Here is a 25,974-nt window from a genome sequence, read left to right on the forward strand (position 1 = left end):
TCAAGGTCCTTCGTTCGTCGAAGCATCGGTGGCCACAGCGGCAGCCAGGCGGGCTGCCAGGGCGGGATCCGCGGCGCCAGACCGGTCTCCGCCGCCCGCCAAGCCGCCGCGCCGGGGCCGCGCCGAGGTGTGCACGGCATGGACTCCCGCTGCAAGGAGCGACGGTACCAGCGCCAGGGTGACACCCCCGCCGGCCATGATCTGGACCGAGGGCGCAGTCCGGCGTCCCTGCTGAACAATCCTGCCCAGCATCTCCAACCCCGTGGCACAGTCGGGGGCGCCTCCGCTGGTGAGGACGCGGGCCACCCCGGCGTCCTCCAGCCGCGAGAGTGCCTCGGCAGGGTCGACGCCGGCCGCCAGGGCTGCGTCGAACGCGCGGTGGAACGTGATGTCGGCGTCGGGCTTCACGGCCCGCGCTGCCGCCACGATGCGGCGGAGCGCCGGGACATCCGGGCCGCCGTCGGGGGACAAGACGCCAACCACCACGCCCGCGGCTCCGGCCGCCAGGGCCGCGGTGGCATCGCGCTCAATGACATCGAGCTCGTCCGGCGCGTAGGTGAAGTTGCCGGGCCGCGGACGCACCAGGACATGGACGGGAAGGCCCAGACCGCACGCCTGTCCGATGGCGCCGATGCTCGGCGTGATGCCCTCTGTTTCCGCCAGGGCGGCGCACAGTTCAACGCGGGCTGCGCCCACGGCGGCGGCCAGCCGGACGCCGTCGGCATTCTCCACCGCCAACTCCAGCTGCGGCACGATCCCGGCCACGGGTACCCGCCTGGAGCTCAGAGTCCCTGCCACGCCGGCTTCCGGCCAAAGGTGTCCTGGTAATACTCGCGGTGGGCGAGCCGCGAGGCAGCGGCTTCGTCCACCAGCACCGACACGTGCGGGTGCAACTGGAGGGCCGATGCCGGGCAGGCCGCCGCGACGGGACCCTCGACGGCGGCCGCCACGGCCTCTGCCTTGGCCCCGCCCATAGCCAGCAGCAGCAGGTGCCGGGCTTCCCGGATGGTGCCCAGGCCCTGGGTCAGCACATGGTCCGGGACGTCCTCCGGTGCATCAAAGAAGCGCGCGTTGTCCTGGCGGGTCTGCCGGGTGAGCGTCTTGATCCGCGCGCGGGAGGCGAGCGAGGACATGGGCTCATTGAAGCCCACATGGCCGTCCGTCCCGATGCCCAGGATCTGGATATCCACCCCTCCGGCGGCGGCGATCCGTGCCTCGTAGGCGGCGGCCTCCGCCTGCGGATCCCGGGCCATGCCGTCCAACCCGTGGACCGCGCCGGCGCCGAAGTCCACGCTTGCCGTGAATTCGTCCCGGATGACCGAGTGGTAGGACTGGGGATGCCCGGCAGGCAGCCCCACGTACTCGTCCAGCAGGAAGGCCTGGGCCGAGGCGAAGCTCAGCCCGCCATTCCGGTGCCGGTCGATGAGTTCGCGGTAGGTCCCCAGGGGTGTGGAGCCCGTGGCCAGTCCAAGGACGGACGGCCCGCGGCGGACGTGTTCCTCGATGGCATCCGCGGCCGTGCGGGCCACGTCGTCAGGGGTGGGAAGGATGATGATTTCCATGCGGTGCGATGCTTTCGGCTGGAGGATGCTGTTGGTGGGCGGTCTACTTTGCGGCTTCGGTTTCCACGGTCACTTCGTCGTCCTCACGGCCCGGCGTGCGCAGGTTCCAGCGCTTGATGACGAACGAGAAGAGGAAGTAGTAGATGGCCGCGTAGCCCAGGCCGATCGGGATCAGCATCCACGCGTTCTGTGCTTTGCCGAAATTGAGGACGAAGTCGATCAGGCCGGCTGAGAACGTGAAGCCGTCATGGATGCCCAGTGCGTTCACCAGGGCCATGGAGGTTCCGGTCAGTGCAGCGTGGACGATGTAGAGCGGGAACGCGACGAACATGAACGAGTACTCGAGGGGCTCGGTGATGCCGGTAAAGAACGCCGTGAGCGCGGTGGAAAGCATGATGCCGCCCACGATCTTCCTCTGCGACGGCTTGGCGTGGCGCCAGATCGCCAGGGCTGCGGCGGGCAGGCCGAACATCATGATGGGGAAGAAGCCGGTCATGAAGGTGCCCGCCGTGGGGTCGCCCGCGAAAAAGCGGTTGAGGTCGCCGCGGACCAGGTGGCCGGATGCGTCCGTGTAGTCGCCGATGAGGAACCAGACGCCGGAGTTCAGGATGTGGTGGAGACCGGCAGGGATGAGCATGCGGTTGGCGAAGCCGTAGATTCCGCCGCCGAGTACCGCGTTGCCCGCCACGGCCTGTCCCACCGCGGAAAGGCCTGCGTTGAAGAGCGGGTACAGCAGGGCCAGGACGACGCCGGCCACCAGGCTGGTGACGGACGTCAGGATGGGGACAAGGCGACGGCCGCTGAAGAAGCCAAGGAAGTCAGGCAGCTTGGTGCGGTAGAACCGCTGCCACAGTCCTGCGGACATCAGGCCCACCACGATTCCGGCGAGGACGCCGTAGTTGATCATGGCCGGCTTCCCCGCGGGGTCCAGTTGTCCGTCCAGGACCAGGGGAGACATCGCCTTGAAGACGCCGTCGATCACCATATAGCCCACCACCGCCGCAAGCGCGGTTGAACCGTCTGCCTTCTTGGCCCAGCCGACGGCAATGCCCACCGCGAAGATGAGGGGCAGCCAGGTGAAAACGGCGTTGCCTGCGGCGGAGATGACGGACGCGCCGCCTTCGAAACCGGGGATGGCGCCGAGCAGGTCGGCCTGGCCGATGCGCAGCAGGAGACCGGCGGCGGGAAGGACGGCGATGGGGAGCATCAGGCAGCGGCCCAGCCGCTGAAGGGTGGCGAAGGCCCTGTTTGGCTTCTTCTCTGGGGCCAGAGCGGTGGTCTCGGATGTTGACATGGTTGCACCTCTGCGGGGTTCGGGTGGGGGCTTGTGAAGAACGGGTTCCAGCCGGTACTGTCTGGTTATGACCAGTTCAGTGTGATTCATCCCACGGCCCGGTGTCAAGGAAGGAAAATTCCCTCCATGACGGGCCGCCCGTGGCGAAAGAAGCCATCATTGGTCGTACCGGGGCCGCCGGCCCAGGTGTTGGAAGATGTGCTCCGTACGGGCACCGTCAGAAAGGGCAGCCATGTCCAAAGCAGAAAAAATCATCGAAGGCCTGGGCGGAGCCGGCAACATCGTGGAAGTGGAAGCGTGCATCACGCGGCTGCGCACCGAGGTGAAGGACTCCTCGCTGGTAAACGAGGCGTCGCTCAAGGCAGCTGGAGCCCACGGCGTCCTGACCGCCGGCACCGCCGTTCAGGTCATTGTGGGCCCCGAGGCGGACACGCTCGCCGAAGACATCGAGGACCTCCTCTAGTGGCGCAGTCCTTGCCGGTCCATGCCCCGATCGGTGGGTCAGTCATTCCGCTTGCCGACGTGCCGGACCCCGTATTCGCTGGCCAGATGGTGGGTTCCGGCGCGGCCGTGGAGCCGCCCGCCGGGGTGGCGTTCGACGTCGTGTCCCCCGTCGCGGGGAAAGTGGTCAAGATGCTGCCGCACGCCTTCGTGGTGGTCGAGTCGTCAGGCCGCGGCGTCCTGACTCACGTAGGCATCGACACAGTCAAGCTCAAAGGTGAAGGCTTCAAGGTGCTGGTGGCCCAAGGGGACGTGGTCCAGGCAGGCGAGCCGGTCATGCACGTGGATCCCACCGCAGCCCTGGCCGCGGGCTACTCAATGGTGAGCCCCGTCGTCGTCCTGGATACCAAGCCGGACACCGCAACCCTGGTGGAGGCCCGCACCGTGAGCGCCGGCGAGCTGCTGTTTACGCTCGGCTGAGCCCGCTCACAAGCGGACTTCCATGGTGAGGGAGTAGCGGTCCGAACGGTACCAGGAGCGAGAATGCTCGATGGCCAGGGCGCCCGAATAGGAAACGCGGTCAAACGCCAGCACCGGCGCTCCGGTTCCCGTCCCGAGGAGCGCCCCGACATCGGCCGGGGCGCCCTCGGACCGGACGCTCTGGCGCGCCCGGTCGATCTGGTGCCCGAACTGCGCAGCCAGGGCCTTGTAGACGGAGCCGGTGAGATCGATGTCCAGCAGCCCGGGCGCATGTTGGGGGTTATACCAGGCGTCGTCCACGCTCACTGGCCGGCCGTCCGCAAGGCGGAGCCGCTTCAGGTGGAACGCCTCCGCGCCCGGGGCTAGGCTGAGCGCGGTTGCCGTGTCCTCGGGGGCTGGAACTTGTTCGGCCACCAGTACCACCGTGCTGGGGACGTGGCCCATCGCTTCCATCTCCTGCGTGAAGGAGGCCAGGTGCAGCGTGGACTGGACCGGGGAGTCCGCCACGAACGTCCCCTTGGCGGGAACCCGCACCAGGTGCCCTTCGTTGACCAGGCGGCCGATCGCGGCGCGCACGGTGATGCGGCTGACGCCGTAGGAATCCATGAGGGTCCGCTCGCTGGGAAGCCGGGCGCCGGGCTCCAGCTCCTCCTTGGCAAGTTTGAGGATGATGAGCCGGAGCTGCTCGTGCTTGGGGACTTGTGAGTTGTTGATGGGCGTGTTGGCCGCCTGTGCCGTGTTGCCTGGTGTGGCGGACATCCAGCCCCTCCTTAGTCTGGAGCGGTCCGGTTAGGACCACTACCCCGGATTATTCCACACGAAGCCGTCCGGGGAAGGGCGTGGCGACGACGGCGGGTGGGGGCGCCTTTGTTGCCGGGCCGTTGTCAGCCCACCAGTTCCGCATCCCGGGGCACGGCAGGCCGCCGAACTGCCTTCGTGCGCAGGACGAGCATGAGCACCGCACCCAACAGTGCGGGCGCCGCGAAGGCAATGGCGGCTACTGGGACGCCGCCTCCGAGGCCCACCAGCAGTGCGCCGTAGGTTGGGCCTGCGATGGCCCCGATGCGTCCCACGGCAAGAGCCCAGCCAAGGCCGGTGGCACGGGTGGCGGCAGGGTAGAACTGGGCGATGTAGTCGTTGATCATGTTCTGCGTGCCCAGGCCGCCGAAACCAGCGACGGCGGCCAGCACCGTCATGAGCGCGGCCGGCGGGTTGGCGGACATCAGGAGCAGGGCTACCGCTGCGCTGGCGAACCCCACCACCACCAGCGGCCCGGGGCCGAACTTCTGGCCGGCAACAGATGCCAGGACAGTACCGACCGCGGCACCCACCGAGTAGGCCAGTAGGAATGATATGGAGGATCCGACGCCGAACCCGGCAGTGCGCATGATCTGCGGCAGCCACGTGCTGACGCCAAAGATGGTCAGCAGGCTCAGGACAGTGATGGCCCACAACAGGATAGTGGTTTTGCCGGTGCCGTTGGCGAACAGGGCGCGGGTGGGAGAGACCCGAACTGCCATGTCCGGGACATCCGGGGTGTGGGGCAGCCCGTAAGTTACTTCGATCCTGTCCGCCTCGGCGGTGCGGGACTGGGTCCGCAGGAACGACGGCGACTCCGGCAACAGGAACCAGGCGAACGGAACAACCAGCAGACCGGCAGCACCGATCGCGTAGACCGGGCGGAAGCCACTGGACTCCAGGATGGCGAGGGACGTCAGCGAAGCGCCAACCGTGCCCGTTGCCGGCCCGGTCAGGACCGCCCCGAGGACCAGGGACTTCTTCCTCGGCGGCGCGAACTCATTGGTAAGGGCCACCGCCGTCGGCAGCAGGCCGCCCACGCCGAAGCAGGCGATGAACCGGAACGCTGCGAAGACCTCCCAGTTGGGTGACATGGCGCAGGCGAGCATGGCCAGCGAGAACAGCACCAAGGCAGACATAAAGATCCGACGGCGGCCAAGCCGGTCCGTGAGCGTACCCACGATGAGTGAACCGAGCAGCATCCCCACCAGCGCCAGCGAGCCCACCGCACCTGCTCCGGCGGACGTGACATTGAAGGGCGGCTGGCCGATCAGGGCGGGGAGGGTGGCGCCGTAGACGTAGAGGTCATAGCCGTCTGCGAGCAGGCCAAGCCAGCACAGTACGAAGATTCCGGCCAGGGATTTGCTGGGGGCATTGGAGTTCATCATTGATTCCAATCGGGTCAAAGGACGCTGGCTGTGTGCCTGCGGGACGTCCATCAGCTTGGCCTGCGGCGCCGATCCTGCGAACGGTCTTTTCACTGGGTGAAAAGCCTCTTTATGGCGCGGACCACAGTGCCCAGGCTTGAAAGACGCAACGGATGGAGGCGGCAATGGCGGGAGCTGGCAGGGCGCCAGTCGCCGTACCTACACGCGCTGCCCGTGGTCTTCCTGGCACACCCGTACTTGTGCGGGCTCTCAGCCTCCTGGCTCAATTTACGGAACAGCGCCGGGCGCTGAATCTGTCCGAACTGTCCCGCCAGGCCGGACTTGCCCCGGCCACGGCCCTGCGGCTGGTGCGGCACCTGACGGAGTGGGGAGCGCTGGAACGCCTCGAGGACGGCAGCTACGTGGTGGGGGTGCGGCTCTGGGAAATCGCCTCGCTTTCGCCGCGCGGCCACGGGGTGCGGCAAATCGCCCTGCCGTACCTTGAGGATCTATACGAGGTTACGCGGCACCACGTGCTGCTTGCCGTCCGCGAAGGCACGGATGCGGTCCTGATCGACCGGCTCTCTTCCCGTACCGCGACAGAGGTAGCCTACCGGGTAGGCGGACGCATGCCGTTGGGGACCACCGCCGTCGGGCAGGTCCTGCTTGCCCACGCCGCTCCGGAACTGCTGGAGGAACTGCTTTTCCAGCTGGCGCCGCCTCCGTCAGCCCTTGGCGCTGATGCCGGCAGCCTTCCGGCCACCCAGCTTCGCGGTGTCCTGGCGAACGTAAGGCAATCCGGCGTCGCGGTGGTCCGCCGGGACCACCCCTCCCGTACCGTGTCTGTTGCCGCCCCCATCTATGCGGCCACCGCCCAAGTGGTGGCTGCTTTGTCCATTGTGGTCCCCGATGCCCAGACGCCGGCGCATGAGCTGGTGCCGCTAGTTCGGGCCGCAGCGCGGGCCATCTCGCGAAGCCTTGGTTACCAGGCGAAGGCCAGCGGAGCATGGCGGCACCCGCAGCGCCGGGGGCAATGACACCTCCAGGCCTTTCCTCTGGCCGTCCCGCCGACATTCCGAAAACCACTTCGTCGCCGACGACAACCTCGGGCAGCGGCTCCTTTCGTCGGCCTGTCCGACGACGGCGGGTGGGGGCGCCGCCGGCAGAAGCAGGAAGGAGGGGCAGGCCAGGACGTTTCTGTCCTGGCCTGCCCCTCCTTTGCCTCTACCTGCCGGGCAGGAGGCCTACTGTGACTTGCTGCCGAACCCCACGCGGGCACTGCCGTCTGCCGGGAGTTCCGGAATGACATCGTGGGTGGGCGCACCGCGGAATTTCGGCGAAGGATCCTGGCCTTCGGTCAGGCGCTGCAGCTCCTGGCCCTCGAAGTCCTCCTCCTTGCCGAGCAGGATGGCGGAGTCGTGGTTGGTGATTTCACCCTTGAAGGCGCGCACCATGACGCTGTGGTCGAACTGGCCCTCCCACTTGGACACCACGAAGGTGGCGACGCAGTTACCCAGCAGGTTGACCACCACGCGCATCGAGTCCATGAGGCGGTCGGCGCCGAGGAGGAGCGCGACGCCGGCCACCGGGAAGATGCCCAGGGCGGCGGCCGTGGCCGAGAGGGCCAGGAATGACGATCCCGGAACCCCTGCCATGCCCTTCGATGTCAGCAGCAGCACGCCGAGGGCTGCCAGCTGCTGGCCCAGGTCAAGGTGGTGGCCGAAGGCCTGGGCAAGGAACAGCAGCGAGATGGACAGGTAGATCGCCGCGCCGTCCAGGTTGAAGGAGTAGCCGGTGGGAACCACCAGTCCTGTGGTGGCGCGGGAGCAGCCCGCGTTGGTCAGTTTGGTCATGATCCTGGGCATCACCGCTTCGGTGGAGGCGGTGCCCAAGGCCAGCAGGAACTCTTCCCGGGTGTATTTGAGGAAGTGCCAGAGCGGCACCCGGGCAAAGCCCCAGGCCACGATGAACAGCAAGCCGATGAATACCAGCGCCGCCCCGTAGCAGGCGGCGATCAGGACCGCGTAAGTACTCAGCGTGTCCAGCCCGTATTGGCCGATGATGAAGGCCATGGCACCAAATGCGCCCAGGGGAGCCACTTTCATGATCCAGGCCATGATCTTGAAGATCAGTTCCAGGACAGTTTCCATGACATTGACTACCGGCATGCACCGCTCACGGCCGATCACGACGATCGCTGCTCCGAAGAAGACAGAGAAGAAGAGCACCTGCAGGAGGCTGTTGCTGGCAAATGCGCCGATGACGCTGGCGGGGATGATGTCCAGGATGAACGACGCTGCATCCTTGGGCGCCGCAGACCCGGTCTTGGCATCCAGGTCTGCCTGGGAGAGGGTTGACGGATCGATGTTCAGGCCGGCGCCTGGCTGGACGATGTTGCCCACGATCAGGCCGAAGACAAGGGCGAACAGTGTGGCCCCGGTGAAGTAGAGCAGGGCCTTGACGCCCACCCGTCCGACCGCCTTGACGTCGCCTACGGCCGAAATTCCGGTGACGATCACCAGGAAGATCAGCGGCGCGATGATCATCTTGATGAGTTTGATGAAGCCATCTCCGAGCGGCCTCAGTTGGGATCCGAGGTCCGGCCAGAAATGCCCGATGAGCACACCTGCCACGACGGCGATCAGAATCTGGAAGAAGAGCGACTTGTACAGCGGCTTCCTCTTCGCGGGCACCGAACTCGCCTTCAGTGCCTCAGGGTTAGGGATCTTCATTGACCTTTGCCTATCAATTGGGAACAGCCCCTTTTCGGAGCTCGCTTCCAACGTAATCCCGGTCACACTATTCCGCAAGAGGAAAACCAAATTCCACAATACGGAATGCTAATTCGACTTTGTGACTGGGGGAGCGGCACCCGCAAGGCAGGCCGTCCCGGTGGAAGTCGCCTATATGACCCCGGTAGGGACCAGCAATGCCCAAGCCAGCGCCGGTCCCACCAGCACCACGCCGCCCGCATAGAACATCAGCTGCTTGTAGACCCGCTGGCGGTCGTCGTCGCGGGCGTTGGCCACCACCAGCGCGCCGTCGGTGGAGAAGGGGGAGACGTCGACGACGGTGGCGGCGACGGCAAGCGCGGCAATGGTTCCGGAAGCGCTGAGCGAGCTGGTGGCAAGCAGCGGGCCGGCCAGCGGGATGAAGGCGGTCAGCAGGGCGGTGGAGGAGGCGAAAGCGGAGCCGACGCCGATCACGTAGCACAGGACGAGGGCGATCAGCAGCGGCGCACCCAGTGCCAAGGCCTCCCCGGCGAGGGTGTCGATGACGCCCACCTGCTGCAGCAGGGACACATAGGTGATCATGCCGGCCACCAGCAGGACGGTGGACCAGGAGATCCCGCCGATGAACGTCCGGTGTTCCCTGACGTTGATGAAGGCCAGCAGGAGGCCCGCGGAGAGCGCAACGAAGCCGATGGGCATGTGGAAGCCGAGGGTGCACACCAGCATGGCGGCAATCAGCGCCAGCGTCAGGACCTGCTGGCCGTGCGGGCGGCCGGAGGCGGTGTCGATGTCCGGGCCCCGGCCGCCCGCGCCGTCACGCAGCTTGCCCAGCAGGGCGAACAGGATGATGGTCAGCACCGAGAGGAGCAGGTTCAGTGCAAAGCTTGCCAGGAACAGGCCCGCCTGGGAGATCGGGAAGCCGTTCTTCAGGGCAATGTCATGGACCAGGACGCCGGCCACGGACAGCGGGGAGAACCCGCCGGCGTGGGCGCCGTTGACGATGAACGCACCCATGACCACCGGGTGGATGCGGGATTGGTAGGCGAATCCGATGGCGGCCGGTGCCAGCAGCGCAATCGCGGCGGGGGAGAACGTGCCCAGTGAGGTGAGGGCGGCCGCGATCAGGAAGAACACCCACGGCAGCAGCAGCATCTTGCCGCGGACCATGCGTACGCAGCCCTTGACGATCAGGTCGATCGTGCCGTTCCGCTGGGCCATGCTGAAGAAATACGTGACGCCGATGATGGTCAGGACGATCGTGGCCGGGAACGCATCAAGGATCTGCTTGTCCGACATGCCGAGCATGAAGTATCCGACGCCGAAGGACGCGACGAGACCCATGACGCCGATGTTCAATGGCCACTTGGTGGCGGCAACGAACATCACCAGGAGGATCACCAGCGGGATGATCTGGGCTGCAGTCATGGTCGGCTCCGGGGTCGGGGTGGCCGGCTGGTTGGCCATGCCCCCTAAAACGGGGCAGCACACCCGGGATGGCCATGCCGGCCATCATCCACAGCAGGATACGACGCCGGGCGGAACCGGGCATGGAGGACTTCAACGGATTTCATCGAATTCGAAATCACGGGCCGTAGGCTGGGAACCGGTCCGGGGCGATGCGCCTGGCCCGGCTCAGCAGTTCCCAGGTGAAAGGCAGGACCACGATGATCACCAAGGACGATATCGACCAGGCGGCACGCCGGACGGCAGGGCTCATCCGGAAGACCCCGGTAATGGCGGCCGACAGGGACGAAGCCACCGGCCAGGTCTGGTTCAAATGCGAATTCATGCAGCACACGGGCACCTTCAAGGCCCGCGGAGCCCTCAACCGGATCCTGGCCAGCAAGGAGCGCGGTGAACTGCGTGCGGACGTGGGTGTGGTGGTGGCCTCCGGCGGGAACGCCGGCCTGGCCAATGCCTATGCTGCAGCCCAGCTTGGGGTGCCTGCCACCGTGTTTGTTCCCGAAGCCGCGCCCGCCGTCAAAGTCCACAAGCTCAAGGCCATCGGAGCCACCGTGGTTCAGGGCGGCGCGGAGTACGCGGCCGCCTACCAGGCCGCTGTGGCGCACGCGGCGAAGACCGGCGCGGTCTACTGCCACGCCTACGACCAGCGCGAAATTGCCGCCGGAGCCGGGACCGTGGGCTCCGAACTGCTGGAGCAGCTGCCGGACGTGGATACCATCCTGGTGGCCGTGGAACCTGCAACCGCACCCACCCTGCACGCTGCCCTGGCGGCCGGTGAGCCGGTGGACGTCGCGGTATCCGGCGTCGCGGCGGACTCCCTGGGCGCCCGTCGGATCGGCGACATCGGCTTTTCCGTGGCGGTCCGCTGCGGCGTCGAAAGCGTCCTGGTCTCCGATGAACAGATCGTCGCCGCCCGCTCCGCGCTGTGGAACGACTACCGGATAGGGGTGGAACATGGTGCCGCAGCCGCCTACGCGGCGCTGGCCGCCGGCGCCTACGTGCCCCGGCAGGATGAACGCGTGGCCGTGATCCTCTGCGGCGCCAATACGGACCCGGCAACGCTCTGAGGGGTCACCGGCCGCCTTGGGCGGCGGCCGGTCCCTTCGCCGACAGCCTACCCGCCGGCCTGGCCGCAGAACTTGCTGTAAGTGCTGCCGGCTTCCTGGTAGCCGGGCTGGAGATCGGCGAGCTTGTCCTTGTCCGGGTTCTCCTTGGCCTGCTCATCCGTGTACGCAAGGATCGAGGCGAGGGCGGGCTTGAGGTCGTCCGAGGCAACGGCGTGGATGGGGCGGATCTGGTTGGCGAGGTTGTTCATGCCCGTCTTGCCGGCGTTGTTGGCGGGGTTCGACACAACAGCCTGGATCCGCTCACAGGTTTCAGGGGTGGTCAGTTGGTGCGGGCCGGAGCAGGCCGTGGCGGAGGCAACGAGGCCGGCGGCAAACAGGGCTGTGGCGAATTTCTTCATGGGTCCCTCGGTAGTGGTCAGAGGTTTCGATTGTAAGCAGATTAGGATCGCCCTCGCCTCGCGGTGGCTTTCATTGCTTCTCCCCCTGATCCCCTTCGGACTGGCAGCGGGCCCCATCGAGGACTCAATACCCGCCACCGGACACACTACTGGCCGGCAGGAGGACCTGCCGGCCAGTAGTGCTTGAACCCTTTGCCGCCAGGTCAGATGGTCCGGGGGGCCTTGGCCAGGTTGGCGGTCAGCTCAGCGGCCGTCTGCCGCTTCACGTAGGCCGGGCGGTCACGCTCCACGCGCCAGCTTTCCGAGAGTGGGCCGACGTTGACCGTGTCGAAACCGAACTCGTCGTACAGGCGCGTGACCAGTTCGGCGGCCTCCGGGGAGTCGCTGGCGGTGGCCAGCGCACGCCGGTTTTCGGTTCCCGCCGGAGTTCCGTCGGAGGTGATGTCCTTGGCCATGATGTGGTTGAAGCCCTTGGCCACCTTCGACTCGGGCAGGTGCTCCTGGAGCAGGCCGGAAGTTGTGGCCTCGCCGTTGTCCAGGGCGGGAATCCTGCCGTCCCGCTCCCAGTAGTAGTTGTTCGTGTCAATGACAATCTTGCCGGCCAGCGGCTCGGCCGGAACGTCCTTGTAGTTCTTCAGCGGCACCGTGACCACGGCAAAGTCGCCTGCGGCCGCCGCTTCGGCTGGCGTGGCGGCGCGGGCCTTCGGGCCAAGCTCAGCCACCAGTCCCTGGAGGGTTTCCGGTCCGCGGGAGTTGCTGATGACCACGTCATAGCCCAGTTCCACGGCCTTCCGTGCAACCTGGCTTCCAATATGTCCTGCACCTATGATTCCGATTGTTGTCATACGGGCGGCAACACCGGGCCGCCCCAGGATATTTCGAGGCCTTGCCGGTGCGCGTCAGTCCTGTGGGCTGTGGGAATGGTGCGCAGCACGTTCCACGATTTCCTGCGCAATCGCGTAGACCTTCTTGTTCAGCGCCTGGCTTTGCTGGTTGATCAACTCATAGGCCTGGTCAGCGGTGACGCCGGTGCGGCCCATCAGGATACCTTTCGCCTGTTCAATGACCGCCCGGTTGCGGGCTGACGCGGCGACCGCTTCCGTTGCCAGCTGGTGCCGGTCCGTGTGGATCGATTGGGTCAGGTCCACCACGACACCCCAGACACCCACCGGCGTGCCGTTTTCCAGGATGAAGTCCGCCGAGAAGAGCAGCTTGTGCTGGCGGTCCTTTCGGTCCCGGATGGATACGTAAATGGACGACGGGCCGCCCGACGCGGCCACGCGGTCCCAGAACGCCTGCACGGTCGGCCGGTCGTCCGGTTCGATGTGGGCGAGGGCCATGTCCATAGAGGGGATGACGTCACCACGGTCATAGCCGTAAATGCGGTAGAGGTCGTCCGACCAGCGGAAGATGCCGTCCGAGAAGAAATATTCCACCAGGCCGGTGGGGCAATCGAGGTAGGCGGCGCTGAGATCCTCCGCTGTTGCCGGTACTGACGAGATGCTGTTGGAAGTCACAGTGGGGCCGTTCGACGTGCTGTATCCCGGCTACCCCCTGGCCCGGAAATTCAAGTGAACAGAATATAGCAGTTCCCGTTGCGGGGATGGGCACCCGGCGGGAAATTATCCCCCTACATTCCCAGGTAGCGGCCGGGCCGGTGATTCAGTGCCAGGACCAGGTTCAACAGCGTGGCGCCTGCCGCGGACAGCACCACCATCAGCGGCGGGACGAGGACGAGCGATGCCAGCACGATGGCCACGTCAAGCACCATCTGGACGTAGCCCGCACGCCACGCGAACTTCTCCTGCAGGAGCAGGGCCAGGATGTTGAAGCCACCCAGGCTGGACTTGTGCCGGAACAGGATCAGCAGCCCGACGCCGGCGAGCAGGTTTCCGCCGAGCACGCCGTACAGCGGGTCCAGATGCAGGGAGCCGAACGCGGCAGGGTGCACGCCGGCCAGCACCGAGACCAAGGCGATGGCCGCCCCGGTGCGAAGGGCGAAATCCCAGCCCTTCTTCCAGACTGCGAGGGCGAAGAACGGAAGGTTGACGGCAAAGAAGATGACGCCGAACGGCAGGGGCACGGTGTAGCTGACCAGCAGCGCGAGGCCGGCGGTTCCACCCGTCACGGCCCCGCTCGACTTGAGCAGGAACAACCCCAGTGACGCCGCGAAGGTGCCGGTGAGGATGCCCAGGACGTCCTCAACCACGGAATGGCGGACGGCCGGGGACGGCCCCGGACGCGCCGTCGTCGGCCCTTCCTGGTGCCCGGTTTCGTCCGTGCTGATTGCGTTTGCAGGTGTTTCTGCCCGGGCACTCACTGGGCCGCGCCCGCCTGGGGCACGAACCGCCCGCGGTTGGCAAGGACGGCAAGCACCCTGTCGTTCGTGGCGGGGTCCGCAAGCGTGATCCGGACGCCGTCCGCGGCGTATCCGCGGGCCAGGATGTCGGCCTCGCCCAGGGCGGCGAGGACCTGTTGGCGAAGCTCGTCGGACGCACGGAGCCAGTAGAAGTTCGCCTGGCTGTCCGGCACGTCCCAGCCATGGCCGCGGAGGGCGTCGATGACCCGGCTGCGTTCCGCCGCCACGGCCTCCGTCCGCTGGAGGATTTCGTCCCCGGCCGCGAGGGAGGCAACCGCCGCGGCCTGCGCCATCCTGTTCACGCCGAACGGCACGGCGGTGCGCCGGAGGCCCTCGGCGATCTGCGGCCGGGCGATCGCGTAGCCGATCCGCAGGCCGGCCAGTCCGTAGGCCTTGGAGAAGGTGCGCAGGATGCAGAGGTTGGGGTACCGGCGGTAGAAGTCCAGGGAATCCACGCCGGGTCCGCGCTGGAACTCGATGTAGGCCTCATCCAGCACCACCAGCACGCGCGGCGGGACGGACTGCAGGAACTCCTCCAGTTGGCAGGCGCTGATGGAAACGCCCGTGGGGTTGTTGGGCGAACACAGGATCACCAGCCGGGTGCGGTCCGTGATGGCCGCCGCCATGCCGGGAAGGTCGTGCTGCTCATTGGCCAGGAGCGGCACGGTCACCGAAACGGCGCCGGCCACCGCCACCAGGATGGGGTAGGCCTCGAAGGACCGCCACGCGAACACCACTTCATCGCCGTGGCCGCACACGGCCGAAATGATCTGCTGGAGCACGCCGGAGCTGCCCGGGCCGGCAGCGATTTCCTCCGGTGCGACGCCGAAATGCCGGGCAATGGCTTCCCGGGCCTCCGGCGCTCCCATGCCGGGATACCGGTGGATCCGGCCCGCTTCCGCCGAGATCGCATCCACTACCGACGGCAGGGGAGCGAAGTGGCTCTCGTTGGCGGCCAGGGCGGCCGTCAGGTCAGTCTGCGCGCCCTTGCCTGCCACGTAAGCGGGGAGCTGGGCGACGGCGGCACGGAGTTCCGGCGCGGCGGCTTCGGGAAGTGTGGTGGTCATGGACAGCATGGTGGGGCAGCACAGGACGTCTGCGCAACACAGCTGTCCCTTGTAGGACAGATCCGGCCCGAGTATGCCCGGGAAGTGGCAAAATGCTCACTATGCACCACATTGATGCCCTGGACGCCGAGATCCTCCTCACACTCGACCAGGACCCCCAGGCCACCGTCCTCTCACTGTCCCGGACGTTGGGCGTGGCCCGTAATACGGTGCACGCCAGGCTGCGGCGGCTGGTGAACGACGGCAGCCTGGCTCCCTTCAGCCAGCGCGTGCGTACCGCGGCCCTGGGGCTGCCGCTGGTTGCCTTCATCTCGATATCCATCAGCCAGTCCTCCAGCGACGAGGCCGTGGCGGCGCTGCAGACCATCCCGGAGATTATCGAAATGCATGCCACGACCGGGGACGCGGACCTGCTCGCCAAAGTGGCCGCGAAGGACCCGGCCGATCTCCACCGGATCACCAACGCTATGCTGGCGATTGACGGCGTCGTCCGCACGAGCACCGCGATGTCACTGGTGGAAGTGATGCCAACCCGGACGCTGCCCCTGCTGCAGGCCACGGCCCGGAAATAGCGGGGCCGCCGTCAGGCGAGCTGGTCCAGGGCGTCGATGAGCGCGTCCACGAAAGCGGTCAGGATGGCCGGCTGGGTGCGGCCCGTCATGGTCTGGATCTGGCCCTGGCGCTGCCGAAGGACCGGGTGCTCCAAGGTGACGGTCACCAGGTCCTCCTTGTCCCGCCGGTCCAGTGACAGGCCACCCACCAGCGAAACGCCCACCCCGGCCCGGGCGAACTGGATCACCGGATTGATGTGATCACTTTGCAGCGTAATAGTAGGCGTGAGGCCCTCGATCTGCATGGCAAGATCGAACAGTTCCCGCTGGCTGGCGCCCGGCGCGGTCACCGCCAGCTTGTACCGGCACAGGTCCTGCAGGGTTGCGGTGGGCTGGGCCGCCAGCGGATGGTCCGGCGCCACCAGCGCGAACGCGACCGGGGTAGGCATGGAATGCTCCACCGTCACCTTGGACTGCGGCCCCAACGAGAAAACCGCGGCAACATCCGCCTCGCCCTCGGCTACCCGCCGGGTTCCCTCCGAGGAGCCAACGACGTCGAGGTGGAATTCGACGTCGTCATGCTGGCGGCTGAAGTTCGCGATCGCGGCAGGGACCCAGACCCGGGCGAAACCTTCGGCGCAGGCCACTCGGAGCGTGCGGGTCTTCCGCTGCATGGACACCAGCAGTTCCTCGCGGACCGCAGCCCCCTCGGCTTCCGCCCGGCGGACGTAGGCGAGCAGGAGGCGGCCGGCCTCGGTGAGCTCCACACCCCGGGCGTGCCGGTTGAACAGCGGTGTGCCCAGCGATGTTTCCAGCTTGTTGATCTGCCGGCTGATGGCGGACGCGGACACGTGCAGCCTGTCGGCGGCCTGGGTCAGCGTGCCGTCCTGCGCCACCGCGTCAAAGTACAGCAGCGCCGGGGTGAGCATGTTCACTGCAGCGCCTGGCCGGCGGAGAGGTTTGCTTTTAAGTCAACGCTCATCGACAAAATGATACTGGTTGTTTCGGATCCCCGGCCCTAATTTGGAACTCACGTTCCAACAGCAGAGGGTGAAGATTTATGCAGCAGCGCGAGCAAATTGTGGCGTCAGCGGGGGATTATGTGGACTCCGGCAGCTTTCAGGCAGACCTGGGGAGGATCGTGTCCTACCCGTCGGAAAGTTCGACGCCGGAGGGCCGGGTTGCGCTGAAGTCATACCTGGATGAGATGGTTGAGCCGGCGCTGGCCAGCCTCGGTTGCTCGGTGGAGCGGTACGACTCCTGGAAGGGCGGGAACAATTCCTTCCTCCTGGCCACCCGGGAGGAGGACCCGGCGCTGCCCACCGTGCTCTGCTACGGGCATGCCGACGTGGTGGACGGCCAGGCGGAAGCCTGGACCAACGGCCGCGGGCCCTGGGTATTGCGCGACGAGGGAGACCGCTGGTACGGCCGGGGCTCGGCAGACAACAAAGGCCAGCACTGGATCAATATCGTGGCCCTGCGCCTGCTGCTGGACCAGCGTGGCAGCCTGGGCTTCAACCTGGTGTTCCTCCTGGAAGGAGCCGAGGAAATCGGTTCTCCGGACCTCGCTGATTTCGCACGAGAGCACCGGGACGCCCTGCGGGCCGACGTCTTCATCGGATCCGACGGGCCGCGCCTTGCTGCCGGCAGCCCCACCGTGTTCCTGGGCGCCCGGGGCGGTGTGACATTCCACCTCACCGCGGACCTTCGCAGCAGCTCCTACCACTCGGGGAACTGGGGCGGCCTCCTGCGCAACCCGGCCACCACCGTGGCCGCAGCGGTGGCCTCGCTGGTGGACGGCCACGGCATTATCAAGCTCCCCGAACTGCTGCCGGCAGGGATCCCGGACTCCGTGGCCGCCGCGCTGGAATTCATCGACGTGGTTCCCAATCCTGGCGACCCGGCGTCGGACCCGACCTGGGGCGACAGTTCCCTGAGCCCGGCCGAACGGCTGTACGCCTGGAACACCCTGGAGGTCCTGGCCCTTGGTGCCGGCAACCCGGCCAAGCCCGTCAACGCCATCCCCGGCTCGGCCCGTGCCACGCTGCAGCTCCGGTTCGTCCCCGGTACCGACACCGCGAACCTGGAATCCGCCGTCCGGCGCCATCTCGACGCCGCAGGATTCGGCATGGTGGAGGTCCAGGTGGGCAGTTCCTTTGCCGCCAGCAGGCTGGACCCGGACAGCCCCTGGGTTGCCTGGGCCCTGGCGTCACTGGCAAAGACCACCGGGCGCAGTCCTGTCCTGCTGCCAAACATCGGCGGTTCACTGCCCAGCTATGTTTTCTCGGACGTCCTCGGCTTGCCCACGCTGTGGGTCCCGCACTCCCACCCCGGCTGCCAGCAGCATGCGCCCGACGAGCACCTGCTCAAGTCCGTTGCCCGGGAGGGCCTGCAGATTGCCGCGGGCCTGTTCTTCGACCTTGCCACCGTCGCCAGCCCGGCGGACAGTCCAGCGGGCGGCACCGCCCGCGGCGCCGCCGTTTCCGCCAGCTCCGTTTCCTGAAAACCCTTGGAGTCTCCATGACTATTCCGCAGCAGAAGAACCAGCCCGGCCCGGCCCAGGACCAGGCGGCGGGCACGCAGTCCGGCACCCGTGGAATCATCGCCGCCACGATCGGCAACGCGCTCGAATGGTTCGACATCGCCATCTACGCGCTCCTGGCCATTTACATTGGGCGGAACTTCTTCCCAAGCCACGATCCCGCCGTCGAACTCATCCAGGCCTTTGCCGTGTTCGGTGTCTCCTACCTCATCAGGCCGCTCGGCGGACTGGTGCTGGGCTCCTTCGCCGACCGGCACGGGCTGAAGAAGGGGCTGACCGTCACTATCCGGCTGATGGTGCTCGGCACTGCGCTGCTGGCGTTCATGCCCAATTACGGCACCATCGGCGTCCTGGCGCCCGTGGGGATTGTCCTGGCGAGGTTGATCCAGGGCTTCTCGGCCGGCGGTGAATTTGGTGCCGCCACCGCCTACCTCATCGCGCAAAATGGCAAGCGCAAGGGGTTCCTGGGCAGCTTCCAGTTCGCCAGCCAGGGACTCGGCAGCCTGATCGCGGCAATCTTCGTGGCCGTCCTGACCACCGTCCTCACTGACGCCCAAATGACCGAATGGGGCTGGCGCATCCCGTTCCTGTTCGGGCTGCTGGTGGGTCCGGCCGGCTTCCTGATCCGGAAGGAGATGAAGGAGGTCCCCGTGCCCAAGGACGCCGGGGACGCGCAGCACTCGCCGATCCGCGAGGTATTCGCCACCCAGAAGACGGGGATGCTGATCGCCGGGGGTGCGCTGGCCGTCTCCACCGCCCTGAACTTCATCCTGCAGTACATGCCGACGTTCGCCATCAAGGAGTTGGGGCTTGAACCCGGTATCGCCTTCACCTCGCTGATCATTACCGGCGTCATCCTGACTTTTGGAACGCCTGTGGTGGGGCACCTCTCGGACCGATACGGCCGGTTGGCCATCATGGTGCCCACCGTGATCGTGCTGCTCATCGCCGTCGTCCCCTTGTTCCTCTGGGTGATCAGTGCCCGGTCGTTCCTGGTGCTGGCGTTGGTGATGACCATCCTGGGCCTGCTCAAGGCGGCCTACTTTGGGGCGCTGCCATCGGTCATGTCCGATTCCTTTGATCCCCGGACCAGGGCAACGGGGCTTTCCTTCAGCTACAACACGGCGGTGGTTGCGTTCGGCGGCTTCACTCCCATGATCGCCGCGTACCTGGTGCAGCAGACGGGCCAAGCGGTGGCGCCAGGCTACTACCTGGCCATCATCGCCCTCATCAGCCTCGCAGCCCTGGCCGCCGGCGTGAAACTGCGCGGCATCAAGTAGCCGTACCAGGCGCCCGCCGGTAGTTCGCCACCGGTGGGCGCCGCCCCACCCGGCCACCGGTGGGCGCCGCCCCACCCGGCCACCGGCGGGCGTCCGCGACGATGCAGTCCGGAGCCTCCAGCCGGCGAACGAAAAAAAACGGAACAGCACAATTTCTCTCATTTAGGATTCGTCAAAGCCTTGACTGAAATTGTCAGGCGCTGATAGACGTTAAGGGCAGAAAGCGTTTCCTCGCAGCAATCCTCCTCAAAATCACTCGTGAGGGGACTGTCCCACTGTGAATGAAACGTTCCAAAATGGCTGGGCGGTGCCCTGTGCTGCCGCCGCATCAAAGGAGATGTTCTTTTGGCAAACCCCTCAATGTATTCCCCGACGGCCCGGACGGGCAGGGCGCCGAAGGCTGCTGCTGCCGCCCTGGCGGCTGCAGCGATTGCCTTCACCGGCCTTCCATCCGCGGCTGCGGACCCTGCCGCGCCGGCAATTCCCGCAACGCCGGCAAGTCCTGGCACCCCGGCTGTCCCGGCTGTCCCGGCAGGGCAGCAGCTGAAGCGGCAGGTGGAGAGCCTTGACCGGGCCCCGGTCGCCGTCCTGACGGACCAGGGCGTCTCGCTGGGGTGGCGGATGCTGGGCCTGGACAAGGACAGCGTGGGCTTCCACATCATCCGCGACGGCGTCCAGATCACCGACCAGCCCGTCCGTGGCACCACCACCTACGTGGACCCCGCAGGTACGGCGGACTCCACGTACGTCATCAAGACCGTGGGCAACGGCGACGGGCAGGACAAGCTGAGCGCCGGGTTCAGTCCGCTGGCCCAAAACTACCTGCCCATCAAGCTGGACAAGCCGGCCGACGGCGTCACCCCGGCGGGGCAGGCCTACACCTACAGCACCAACGACTCGAGCGTGGCGGACCTGGACGGTGACGGCGCGTACGAAATCATCCAGCTGTGGAATCCCTCCAACGCGAAAGACAACTCCCAGTCCGGGTACACCGGAAACGTCTACGTGGACGCCTACAAGATGGACGGCACCAAACTCTGGCGCATCGACCTGGGCCGCAACATCCGCGCTGGTGCCCACTACACCCAGATGCTCGCCTACGACTTCGACGGCGACGGCAAGGCCGAAGTTGCCTTCAAGACCGCTGACGGCACCACGGATGCGGCGGGGGCCGTCATTGGCGACCCGGCGGCTGACTACCGCAACAGCGCGGGTTATGTCCTGTCCGGGCCCGAATTCCTCACGGTGTTCAATGGGGCTGCCGGCACCATCATGGACACCGTTCCCTATGATCCGCCCCGCGGCACCGTCACCGCCTGGGGAGACGGCTACGGCAACCGCGTGGACCGGTTCCTCAGTGCTGTGGCATACCTCGACGGCGAGCATCCGTCCATGATGTTCAGCCGCGGCTACTACACCCGTACCGTCCTGGTCACCTATGACCTGGTGAACGGCAAGCTGGCCAAGCGGTGGAAGTTCGATTCCGACGCTGCCGGGGCCGAATACAAGGGCCAGGGCAACCACAACCTCTCCGTGGCGGACGTGGACCAGGACGGCAAGGATGAGTTCGTCTTTGGCTCCATGACCATCGACGACGACGGGAAGCCGCTGTACAACACCAAGCTGGGTCACGGCGACGCCATCCACACCGGCGACCTCGATCCCTCCCGGCCCGGCCTCGAAACCTTTGCCGTGCACGAGGACATGCGGTCGAGCGGGAACCGCGGTGCCACCTTCCGTGACGCCGCCACCGGTGAGGTCCTGTGGAGCATCCCGGCCTTCAAGGACACCGGCCGCGGCGCCACAGGAGACATCGACCCCCGCTTCCCGGGTTCGGAGAGCTGGGCGGTGGGCGGCGACGCCGCGTGGAACTCCACCGTCGGCTACCTGATGTCCGCCAAGGGTGAGCGGATTTCCGACAAGATTCCCGCCGCCAACTTCATGGCCTGGTGGGACGGCGACCTGCTGCGCGAGATCGTGGACCACGATTTCGACGCCGAGGCCGGCTATGGCGTGCCCACCATTTCCAAGTGGAATTGGGAAACCGAGTCCAGCGACCGGCTGCTGACCGCCACCGGCGCCCGCACCAACAACTACACCAAGGGCAACCCGTCGCTGCAGGCGGACCTCCTGGGCGATTGGCGCGAAGAGCTGGTGTTCCCGTCGGCTGACAGCACCGAGTTGCGGATCTATACCAGCACCTCACCCGCCGACGTCCGGCTCCGCACCCTGATGCACGATCCCATGTACCGGACCGGCGTAGCGCGCGAGACCGTGGGCTACAACCAGCCCCCGCACCCGAGCTTCTTCCTCGGCGAGGGCATGCAGGCCCCGGCCATGCCGGCGGTCTACTACGCGGGCAAGGCCAAGTAGCACGCAGAGGGAAGCGCGGCCGCTCCGCCCCATCCGGGGGCGGGGCGGCTGTCTTTTAAGTACTCGGCCGTGGATGCATGATCCGCATCTGGTCCCAGGTCCGCTCCGAGGCCGCAATGCTCCGGGTGGACCGTTCACGGTCCAGGGAGGCCAGCTCGACGGCCACCGCCTGCACTGCGGCAACAGCTCCCGTGAGCGAGGGGAAGAAGCCCGCGCTTTCGGCCGGGACCACGATCTTCTGGGCGGCGTGCGCTGCCACCGGCGAACTTGCGGTGTCGGTGATGCTGACGATCCGGGCCCCGAGCTGATGGGCGATGTCCACGGCTCGGACTGTGCTGTCGTAGACCCGCCAGAGGCTGATGGCAATGACCAGGTCGTCCGGCGTCAGGCGCGCGACGGCGTTGGTCAACGCTGCCACATCCGCATCCAGCAGCCGGACGTCATAGCCGGCGATGTTGCCGTTGTGCTCCAGCGCCTTGCCCGGAATGGCGTAGCTGCCGGCGGCGATGATGAGGGTCTGCCGCGCACCGGCCATGGCCTCCGCAACGGCATGGATCACGGCGGGGTCCACGGTCCGCTCCAAGTGGGCCAGGTTGGACCGGTCGGTGGTCAGGGATGCCTGCGCCGGGCTGCTCGCGTGGCCGTTGTGTTGTGCGGCGATCTCCACGGCACTCAAGGACGCCAGGAAGCGGGAGCGGAGTTCGAACTGGAATTCCGCCCAGCCCTTGAAGCCGAGCGTCTGGGCGGTCCGGGTCACGGTTGAGGCGTTCGACGACGCCGCGGCGGCTATGTCGCTGACGGAGCCGTAGGAAGCCAGCCGCGGCTGGGAACGAAGGACGCCCAAGACCTGCAGCTGGCGGGCCGCGAGCTTCCGCCCCTGGGCCTGGCCATCGAGCCATTCGGTCAAGGTGGCGCTGTTAACTTCTTGTTTCACCTATTGACCTCCGCAAGTGATGCACGTAACTTCAATCTACATGCACAGATCTGTGCAAATCCTAAAAACTGTACAACTTGGCCCACTTCGGCAGGATTCCCAATGTCTCTCACAGCACGCCTGGACCGGCTCCCACTCAGTCGTCCACACTACAAGCTCCTCCTCATCGGAGGGCTCGGTTACTCCTTTGACGGCATGGACGGCGCCGTGGTGGCCTTCCTGCTGCCGCGCATCCAGGAGATCTGGGGCCTGAGCACCGCAAGCCTGGGCCTGGTGGGCTCGGCAGCGCCGCTGGGCTTCTTCTTCGGTGCCATCCTGTCCGGCTGGCTGGGTGACCGGTTTGGCCGGAAGAAGGTCATGCTGTGGGCGCTTGCCTTCTACTGCGCCATGTCCGTGGTGGCCGCCGTCGCCCCGAACTTCGAAGTCTTCCTTGTTGCCCGGGTCCTGGCGGGACTCGGCGCCGGCGCGGAGAGCGTCATCATCGCCCCGTTCCTTTCGGAGTTCATTCCGCCCAAGCGGCGCGGCTGGTTCATCGGGACCCTGGCCGGGTTCTTTTCGTTCGGCTTCGTGGCCGCGGCGCTCATCGGACGGTTTGTGGTTCCCGTGGGTGACGACGGCTGGCGGTGGGCCCAGGTCATCACCGCCGTCCCCATCCTCCTGCTTCTCTGGTGGCGCCGCAGCCTTCCCGAATCACCCCGCTTCCTCATGAGCCAGGGGCGCGCGGCGGAGGCTGAACAGGTAGTGGAAGGGTTCGAGCAGAAGGTGCTCCGCGCCACCGGGAAGGAGCTTCCGGCGGTGGAAGCGGGCGGGGAAGACATCACCAAACACGGGCAGAAGATCAGCATCTGGAACGCCCTGAAGGTCATGTGGTCTCCCGCCCTGCGCCGGAGGACGGCGGTGATCTGGCTGATCTGGTTCGTGATCACCTTCTCCTACTACGGGTTCTTTTCCTGGATCCCCACCCTGCTGGTGGGGCGCGGAATTACCGTCACCAAGAGCTTTGAATACTCCATCATCATCTACCTGGCGCAGATCCCCGGCTACTTCTCCGCGGCCTGGCTGTGCGACCGGATCGACCGCAAGAACACCATCGCCCTGTACCTGGCGGGCTCGGCCCTCAGTGCGTTCTGGCTGAGCCAGTCCAACGATTCCGGGATGATCCTGGTGGCCGCGGCAACCCTGTCCTTCTTCCTCAACGGCACCTACGCCGGGGTTTACGCCTACACGCCGGAACTCTTCCCCACCTGGATGCGCGCCACCGGGGTCGGACTGGCAAGCGCGGTAGGGCGCGTGGGCAGCATCCTGGCGCCGTCCATCATCGGCGTGTTCGCCGCAACGCTCGGCTTCGGCGGCGTGTTCACCATGACCACGGTGGTCCTGGCAGTGGGCGTGATCGGAGTCGTCATTTTCGGAACGTCCACGGCGGGCAAGTCGCTGGAAGACATCAATGCCCGCACCGAACCCGAGCAGCCAGCCATGTCGGGAGGCGGCAAGTGATTCAGGACCCGGACCCCGCCTTCCAGGACATCTTCGACCACCTCCGCCGCGAACCGGGCGTCATCCTGTTCACCGCGCTGCGCTGGCTGCCGGGGTCCTCCGTGCTCCGGAGGGTCTTCACCAGCCATCCCGTGCACTACCCGCTGGGTGCCGAAAAGTCGGTGGAAATCTCCGAAGGCTGGCTGGACACCGTCATAGCCAAGCAGCGGCCGTTCCTCGCTCCCGGTTCCGCCGCACTCGCGGAGGTGTTCACGGACGTCGCCCTGATCCAGTCCCTGGGCTGCGGCGCGGTGATCAACATCCCGGTGACGAGCCACGGCGAGGTGGTGGGCGTCCTGGCGCTGCTCGACGCCGAGGGGAAGTACACCGGCCACAGCCTTGACGCGGCGTCGGCGGCAGTGTCCGCTGCTTCCGAACGGCTTGCCGCAGCCTTCATCGATTCAGACCAAACCATCCCGACAGGAAAGGACGCAGTCCTCCCGTGACCTACTCCACCGAACCGCTCGTCATCAGGAACGCCCACGTCCTGGATATCCACGCGGGCACCTACTCCCTGGCCGACGTTGTGACCTCTGACGGAAAGATCCGCAGCGTTGGGTCTGGTGCGGAAGCGCCGGACAATGCGCGGGTTATAGATGGCACGGGCAAATACGTCATCCCCGGCCTCATCGACGCCCACGTCCACGTGGTGGCCTCCAGTGCGGACTTCCGGTCCTTGACCTGGACGCCCGCCTCCTACGTGTACGCCCAAACCGCGAGGATCATGCAAGGCATGCTGGGCCGGGGCTTCACCACCGTGCGCGACCTCTCAGGCGCCGACTTTGGCCTGGCGAAAGCCCAGGCCGAGGGGCTGCTGGAGGGGCCGAAGCTGCACTTTTGCGGGCGCGCCCTCAGCCAGACCGGTGGCCACGGCGACATGCGCCTTCCCGGCGAGGACCACGAACCCAACGGCCGGGGATGCTGTGGCATCGGGCGGGTGGCGGACGGCGTGGACGCCGTGCGCGCCGCCGCCCGCGACGAGCTCCGCAAGGGCGCCCACCACATCAAGATCATGGCGTCCGGAGGGGTGTCCTCCCCGACGGACCGGATCGACTCCACCCAGTACTCACTCGAGGAGATGCGGGCCGCCGTCGAAGAAGCGGAAGCGGCCAACCGCTACGTGGCAGCCCACGCCTACACGGCCCGGGCCATCAACCGCGCCCTCGAATCGGGGGTCAGGTCCATTGAACACGGCAACCTCCTTGACGACGAGAGCCTGCGGCTCTTCCTGGAAAAGGATGCCTTCCTGGTGCCCACCCTGGTGACCTACTGGGCGCTGAAGGAAGAAGGCAAGGAATTTGGCTTGACCGAGGAGATGTGGGCCAAAGTGGATTCAGTCCTCAGCAGTGGCCTGGAAGCCATCGCCCGGGCGCACGAGGCCGGAGTGAAGATGGTGTACGGCTCGGACCTGCTGGGCGGGATGCACCGGCACCAGAACGAGCAGTTCCGGCTGCTTGGCAAGGTCCAGCCGGCCATCGACGCCATCCGGTCCGCGACCACCACCGCCGCCGAACTGCTGGGCCGCCCGGGTGAACTGGGAGTCATCGCCCCCGGAGCGGACGCTGATGTGCTGGTGCTCTCGGCGGACCCGGTGGAGGACATTGCCGTGCTGGCAGACATCGCCGACCACCTGGAATACGTAGTCCAGGATGGGGCCGTCGTCGGCGGACGCGCCTGACGCTCCTGCGAACGGAAACGGGCGACGACGGCACCTGGCCAGGTGCCGTCG

The 25,974-nt window shown here is 66.7% G+C and carries 25 protein-coding genes; 11 read left to right on the forward strand and 14 right to left on the reverse strand.

Annotation, left to right across the window (positions count from 1 at the left end; translation table 11 throughout):
• The 3 genes from ACFVVC_RS09530 to ACFVVC_RS09540 are packed head-to-tail and all read right to left on the reverse strand — an operon-like array spanning position 1 to position 2,856.
• The gene (locus ACFVVC_RS09530; RefSeq protein ID WP_387451833.1) at positions 1-798 is read right to left on the reverse strand and encodes a copper homeostasis protein CutC; all 798 of its coding nucleotides are present in this window, start codon (positions 796-798) and stop codon (positions 1-3) included.
• Entirely contained in the window at positions 783-1,562 is a 780-nt protein-coding gene (gene nagB, locus ACFVVC_RS09535; RefSeq protein WP_387451836.1) for a glucosamine-6-phosphate deaminase, read from the reverse strand. The genes ACFVVC_RS09530 and nagB overlap by 16 nt, the downstream gene beginning before the upstream one ends.
• 43 nt (positions 1,563-1,605) lie before the next feature.
• The gene (locus ACFVVC_RS09540; protein WP_387451839.1) at positions 1,606-2,856 is read right to left on the reverse strand and encodes a PTS transporter subunit EIIC; all 1,251 of its coding nucleotides are present in this window, start codon (positions 2,854-2,856) and stop codon (positions 1,606-1,608) included.
• Between the two features lie 232 nt (positions 2,857-3,088).
• Between ACFVVC_RS09540 and ACFVVC_RS09545 the strand changes: the two genes are divergently transcribed.
• Positions 3,089-3,319 (forward strand): glucose PTS transporter subunit EIIB, encoded by a 231-nt coding sequence (locus ACFVVC_RS09545; protein ID WP_387451842.1) that lies wholly within the window; start codon positions 3,089-3,091, stop codon positions 3,317-3,319.
• Positions 3,319-3,777 (forward strand): PTS glucose transporter subunit IIA, encoded by a 459-nt coding sequence (locus ACFVVC_RS09550; RefSeq protein WP_387451845.1) that lies wholly within the window; start codon positions 3,319-3,321, stop codon positions 3,775-3,777. The genes ACFVVC_RS09545 and ACFVVC_RS09550 overlap by 1 nt, the downstream gene beginning before the upstream one ends.
• Positions 3,778-3,783: 6 nt before the next feature.
• On the opposite strand, the gene ACFVVC_RS09555 is transcribed toward ACFVVC_RS09550, so the two are convergent.
• Entirely contained in the window at positions 3,784-4,536 is a 753-nt protein-coding gene (locus ACFVVC_RS09555; protein WP_387451848.1) for a GntR family transcriptional regulator, read from the reverse strand.
• Positions 4,537-4,661: 125 nt separating this feature from the next.
• Positions 4,662-5,960 carry an MFS transporter gene (locus ACFVVC_RS09560; RefSeq protein ID WP_387451851.1) on the reverse strand — a complete coding sequence of 433 codons (1,299 nt, stop codon included), beginning with the start codon at positions 5,958-5,960 and terminating at the stop codon, positions 4,662-4,664.
• A 155-nt stretch (positions 5,961-6,115) separates the two neighbouring features.
• Here ACFVVC_RS09560 and ACFVVC_RS09565 point away from each other — a divergent pair, with 155 nt between their 5' ends.
• On the forward strand, positions 6,116-6,979 hold the full coding sequence (locus tag ACFVVC_RS09565; protein ID WP_387451853.1) for an IclR family transcriptional regulator: 864 nt from the start codon (positions 6,116-6,118) through the stop codon (positions 6,977-6,979).
• A gap of 207 nt (positions 6,980-7,186) precedes the next feature.
• On the opposite strand, the gene ACFVVC_RS09570 is transcribed toward ACFVVC_RS09565, so the two are convergent.
• Both ACFVVC_RS09570 and ACFVVC_RS09575 read right to left on the reverse strand, forming a co-directional pair.
• Positions 7,187-8,674 carry a cation:dicarboxylate symporter family transporter gene (locus tag ACFVVC_RS09570; RefSeq protein WP_387451856.1) on the reverse strand — a complete coding sequence of 496 codons (1,488 nt, stop codon included), beginning with the start codon at positions 8,672-8,674 and terminating at the stop codon, positions 7,187-7,189.
• 171 nt (positions 8,675-8,845) lie between these two features.
• Positions 8,846-10,099: an SLC13 family permease gene (locus ACFVVC_RS09575; RefSeq protein ID WP_387451859.1), complete on the reverse strand. Its 1,254-nt coding sequence runs from the start codon at positions 10,097-10,099 to the stop codon at positions 8,846-8,848.
• A 239-nt stretch (positions 10,100-10,338) separates the two neighbouring features.
• Here ACFVVC_RS09575 and ACFVVC_RS09580 point away from each other — a divergent pair, with 239 nt between their 5' ends.
• Positions 10,339-11,205, forward strand: a complete 867-nt coding sequence (locus tag ACFVVC_RS09580; protein WP_387451862.1) for a threonine/serine dehydratase — start codon at positions 10,339-10,341, stop codon at positions 11,203-11,205.
• Between the two features lie 47 nt (positions 11,206-11,252).
• On the opposite strand, the gene ACFVVC_RS09585 is transcribed toward ACFVVC_RS09580, so the two are convergent.
• From ACFVVC_RS09585 to hisC, 5 genes are all read right to left on the reverse strand, one after another.
• Positions 11,253-11,603 (reverse strand): hypothetical protein, encoded by a 351-nt coding sequence (locus ACFVVC_RS09585; protein ID WP_387451865.1) that lies wholly within the window; start codon positions 11,601-11,603, stop codon positions 11,253-11,255.
• Between the two features lie 203 nt (positions 11,604-11,806).
• A complete protein-coding gene (locus ACFVVC_RS09590; RefSeq protein ID WP_387451931.1) occupies positions 11,807-12,475 on the reverse strand; it encodes an NADPH-dependent F420 reductase in 669 nt (222 codons plus the stop codon).
• Positions 12,476-12,502: 27 nt separating this feature from the next.
• A complete protein-coding gene (locus ACFVVC_RS09595) occupies positions 12,503-13,120 on the reverse strand; it encodes an ANTAR domain-containing protein (RefSeq protein ID WP_387451867.1) in 618 nt (205 codons plus the stop codon).
• Positions 13,121-13,233: 113 nt separating this feature from the next.
• Positions 13,234-13,890: a YitT family protein gene (locus ACFVVC_RS09600; protein WP_387451934.1), complete on the reverse strand. Its 657-nt coding sequence runs from the start codon at positions 13,888-13,890 to the stop codon at positions 13,234-13,236.
• A 29-nt stretch (positions 13,891-13,919) separates the two neighbouring features.
• A complete protein-coding gene (gene hisC, locus ACFVVC_RS09605) occupies positions 13,920-15,038 on the reverse strand; it encodes a histidinol-phosphate transaminase (RefSeq protein WP_387451870.1) in 1,119 nt (372 codons plus the stop codon).
• Between the two features lie 83 nt (positions 15,039-15,121).
• Between hisC and ACFVVC_RS09610 the strand changes: the two genes are divergently transcribed.
• Positions 15,122-15,601, forward strand: coding sequence for an Lrp/AsnC family transcriptional regulator (locus tag ACFVVC_RS09610; RefSeq protein WP_387451873.1), 480 nt, complete (start codon positions 15,122-15,124; stop codon positions 15,599-15,601).
• An 11-nt stretch (positions 15,602-15,612) separates the two neighbouring features.
• On the opposite strand, the gene ACFVVC_RS09615 is transcribed toward ACFVVC_RS09610, so the two are convergent.
• Positions 15,613-16,509, reverse strand: coding sequence for a LysR family transcriptional regulator (locus tag ACFVVC_RS09615; protein WP_387451937.1), 897 nt, complete (start codon positions 16,507-16,509; stop codon positions 15,613-15,615).
• Positions 16,510-16,640: 131 nt separating this feature from the next.
• Between ACFVVC_RS09615 and ACFVVC_RS09620 the strand changes: the two genes are divergently transcribed.
• From ACFVVC_RS09620 to ACFVVC_RS09630, 3 genes are all read left to right on the forward strand, one after another.
• Entirely contained in the window at positions 16,641-18,083 is a 1,443-nt protein-coding gene (locus tag ACFVVC_RS09620; protein WP_387451876.1) for a M20 family metallopeptidase, read from the forward strand.
• A gap of 17 nt (positions 18,084-18,100) precedes the next feature.
• Positions 18,101-19,402, forward strand: a complete 1,302-nt coding sequence (locus ACFVVC_RS09625) for an MFS transporter (protein ID WP_387451879.1) — start codon at positions 18,101-18,103, stop codon at positions 19,400-19,402.
• Positions 19,403-19,762: 360 nt separating this feature from the next.
• A complete protein-coding gene (locus ACFVVC_RS09630) occupies positions 19,763-21,775 on the forward strand; it encodes a rhamnogalacturonan lyase (protein WP_387451940.1) in 2,013 nt (670 codons plus the stop codon).
• A 55-nt stretch (positions 21,776-21,830) separates the two neighbouring features.
• Here ACFVVC_RS09630 and ACFVVC_RS09635 read toward each other — a convergent pair whose 3' ends face one another.
• A complete protein-coding gene (locus ACFVVC_RS09635) occupies positions 21,831-22,709 on the reverse strand; it encodes a MurR/RpiR family transcriptional regulator (RefSeq protein WP_387451882.1) in 879 nt (292 codons plus the stop codon).
• 102 nt (positions 22,710-22,811) lie between these two features.
• On the opposite strand from ACFVVC_RS09635, the gene ACFVVC_RS09640 reads away from it, so the two are divergent.
• The 3 genes from ACFVVC_RS09640 to ACFVVC_RS09650 are packed head-to-tail and all read left to right on the forward strand — an operon-like array spanning position 22,812 to position 25,923.
• Complete coding sequence (locus ACFVVC_RS09640; protein ID WP_387451885.1) at positions 22,812-24,206, forward strand: MFS transporter; 1,395 nt, start codon at positions 22,812-22,814, stop codon at positions 24,204-24,206.
• The gene (locus ACFVVC_RS09645; protein ID WP_387451888.1) at positions 24,203-24,691 is read left to right on the forward strand and encodes a GAF domain-containing protein; all 489 of its coding nucleotides are present in this window, start codon (positions 24,203-24,205) and stop codon (positions 24,689-24,691) included. The genes ACFVVC_RS09640 and ACFVVC_RS09645 overlap by 4 nt, the downstream gene beginning before the upstream one ends.
• Positions 24,688-25,923, forward strand: coding sequence for an amidohydrolase family protein (locus ACFVVC_RS09650; protein WP_387451891.1), 1,236 nt, complete (start codon positions 24,688-24,690; stop codon positions 25,921-25,923). The genes ACFVVC_RS09645 and ACFVVC_RS09650 overlap by 4 nt, the downstream gene beginning before the upstream one ends.
• Positions 25,924-25,974: the final 51 nt, after the last annotated feature.

Origin of the sequence: Pseudarthrobacter sp. NPDC058196, assembly GCF_042882685.1 — a bacterium.
Classification (GTDB): Bacteria; Actinomycetota; Actinomycetes; order Actinomycetales; family Micrococcaceae; genus Arthrobacter.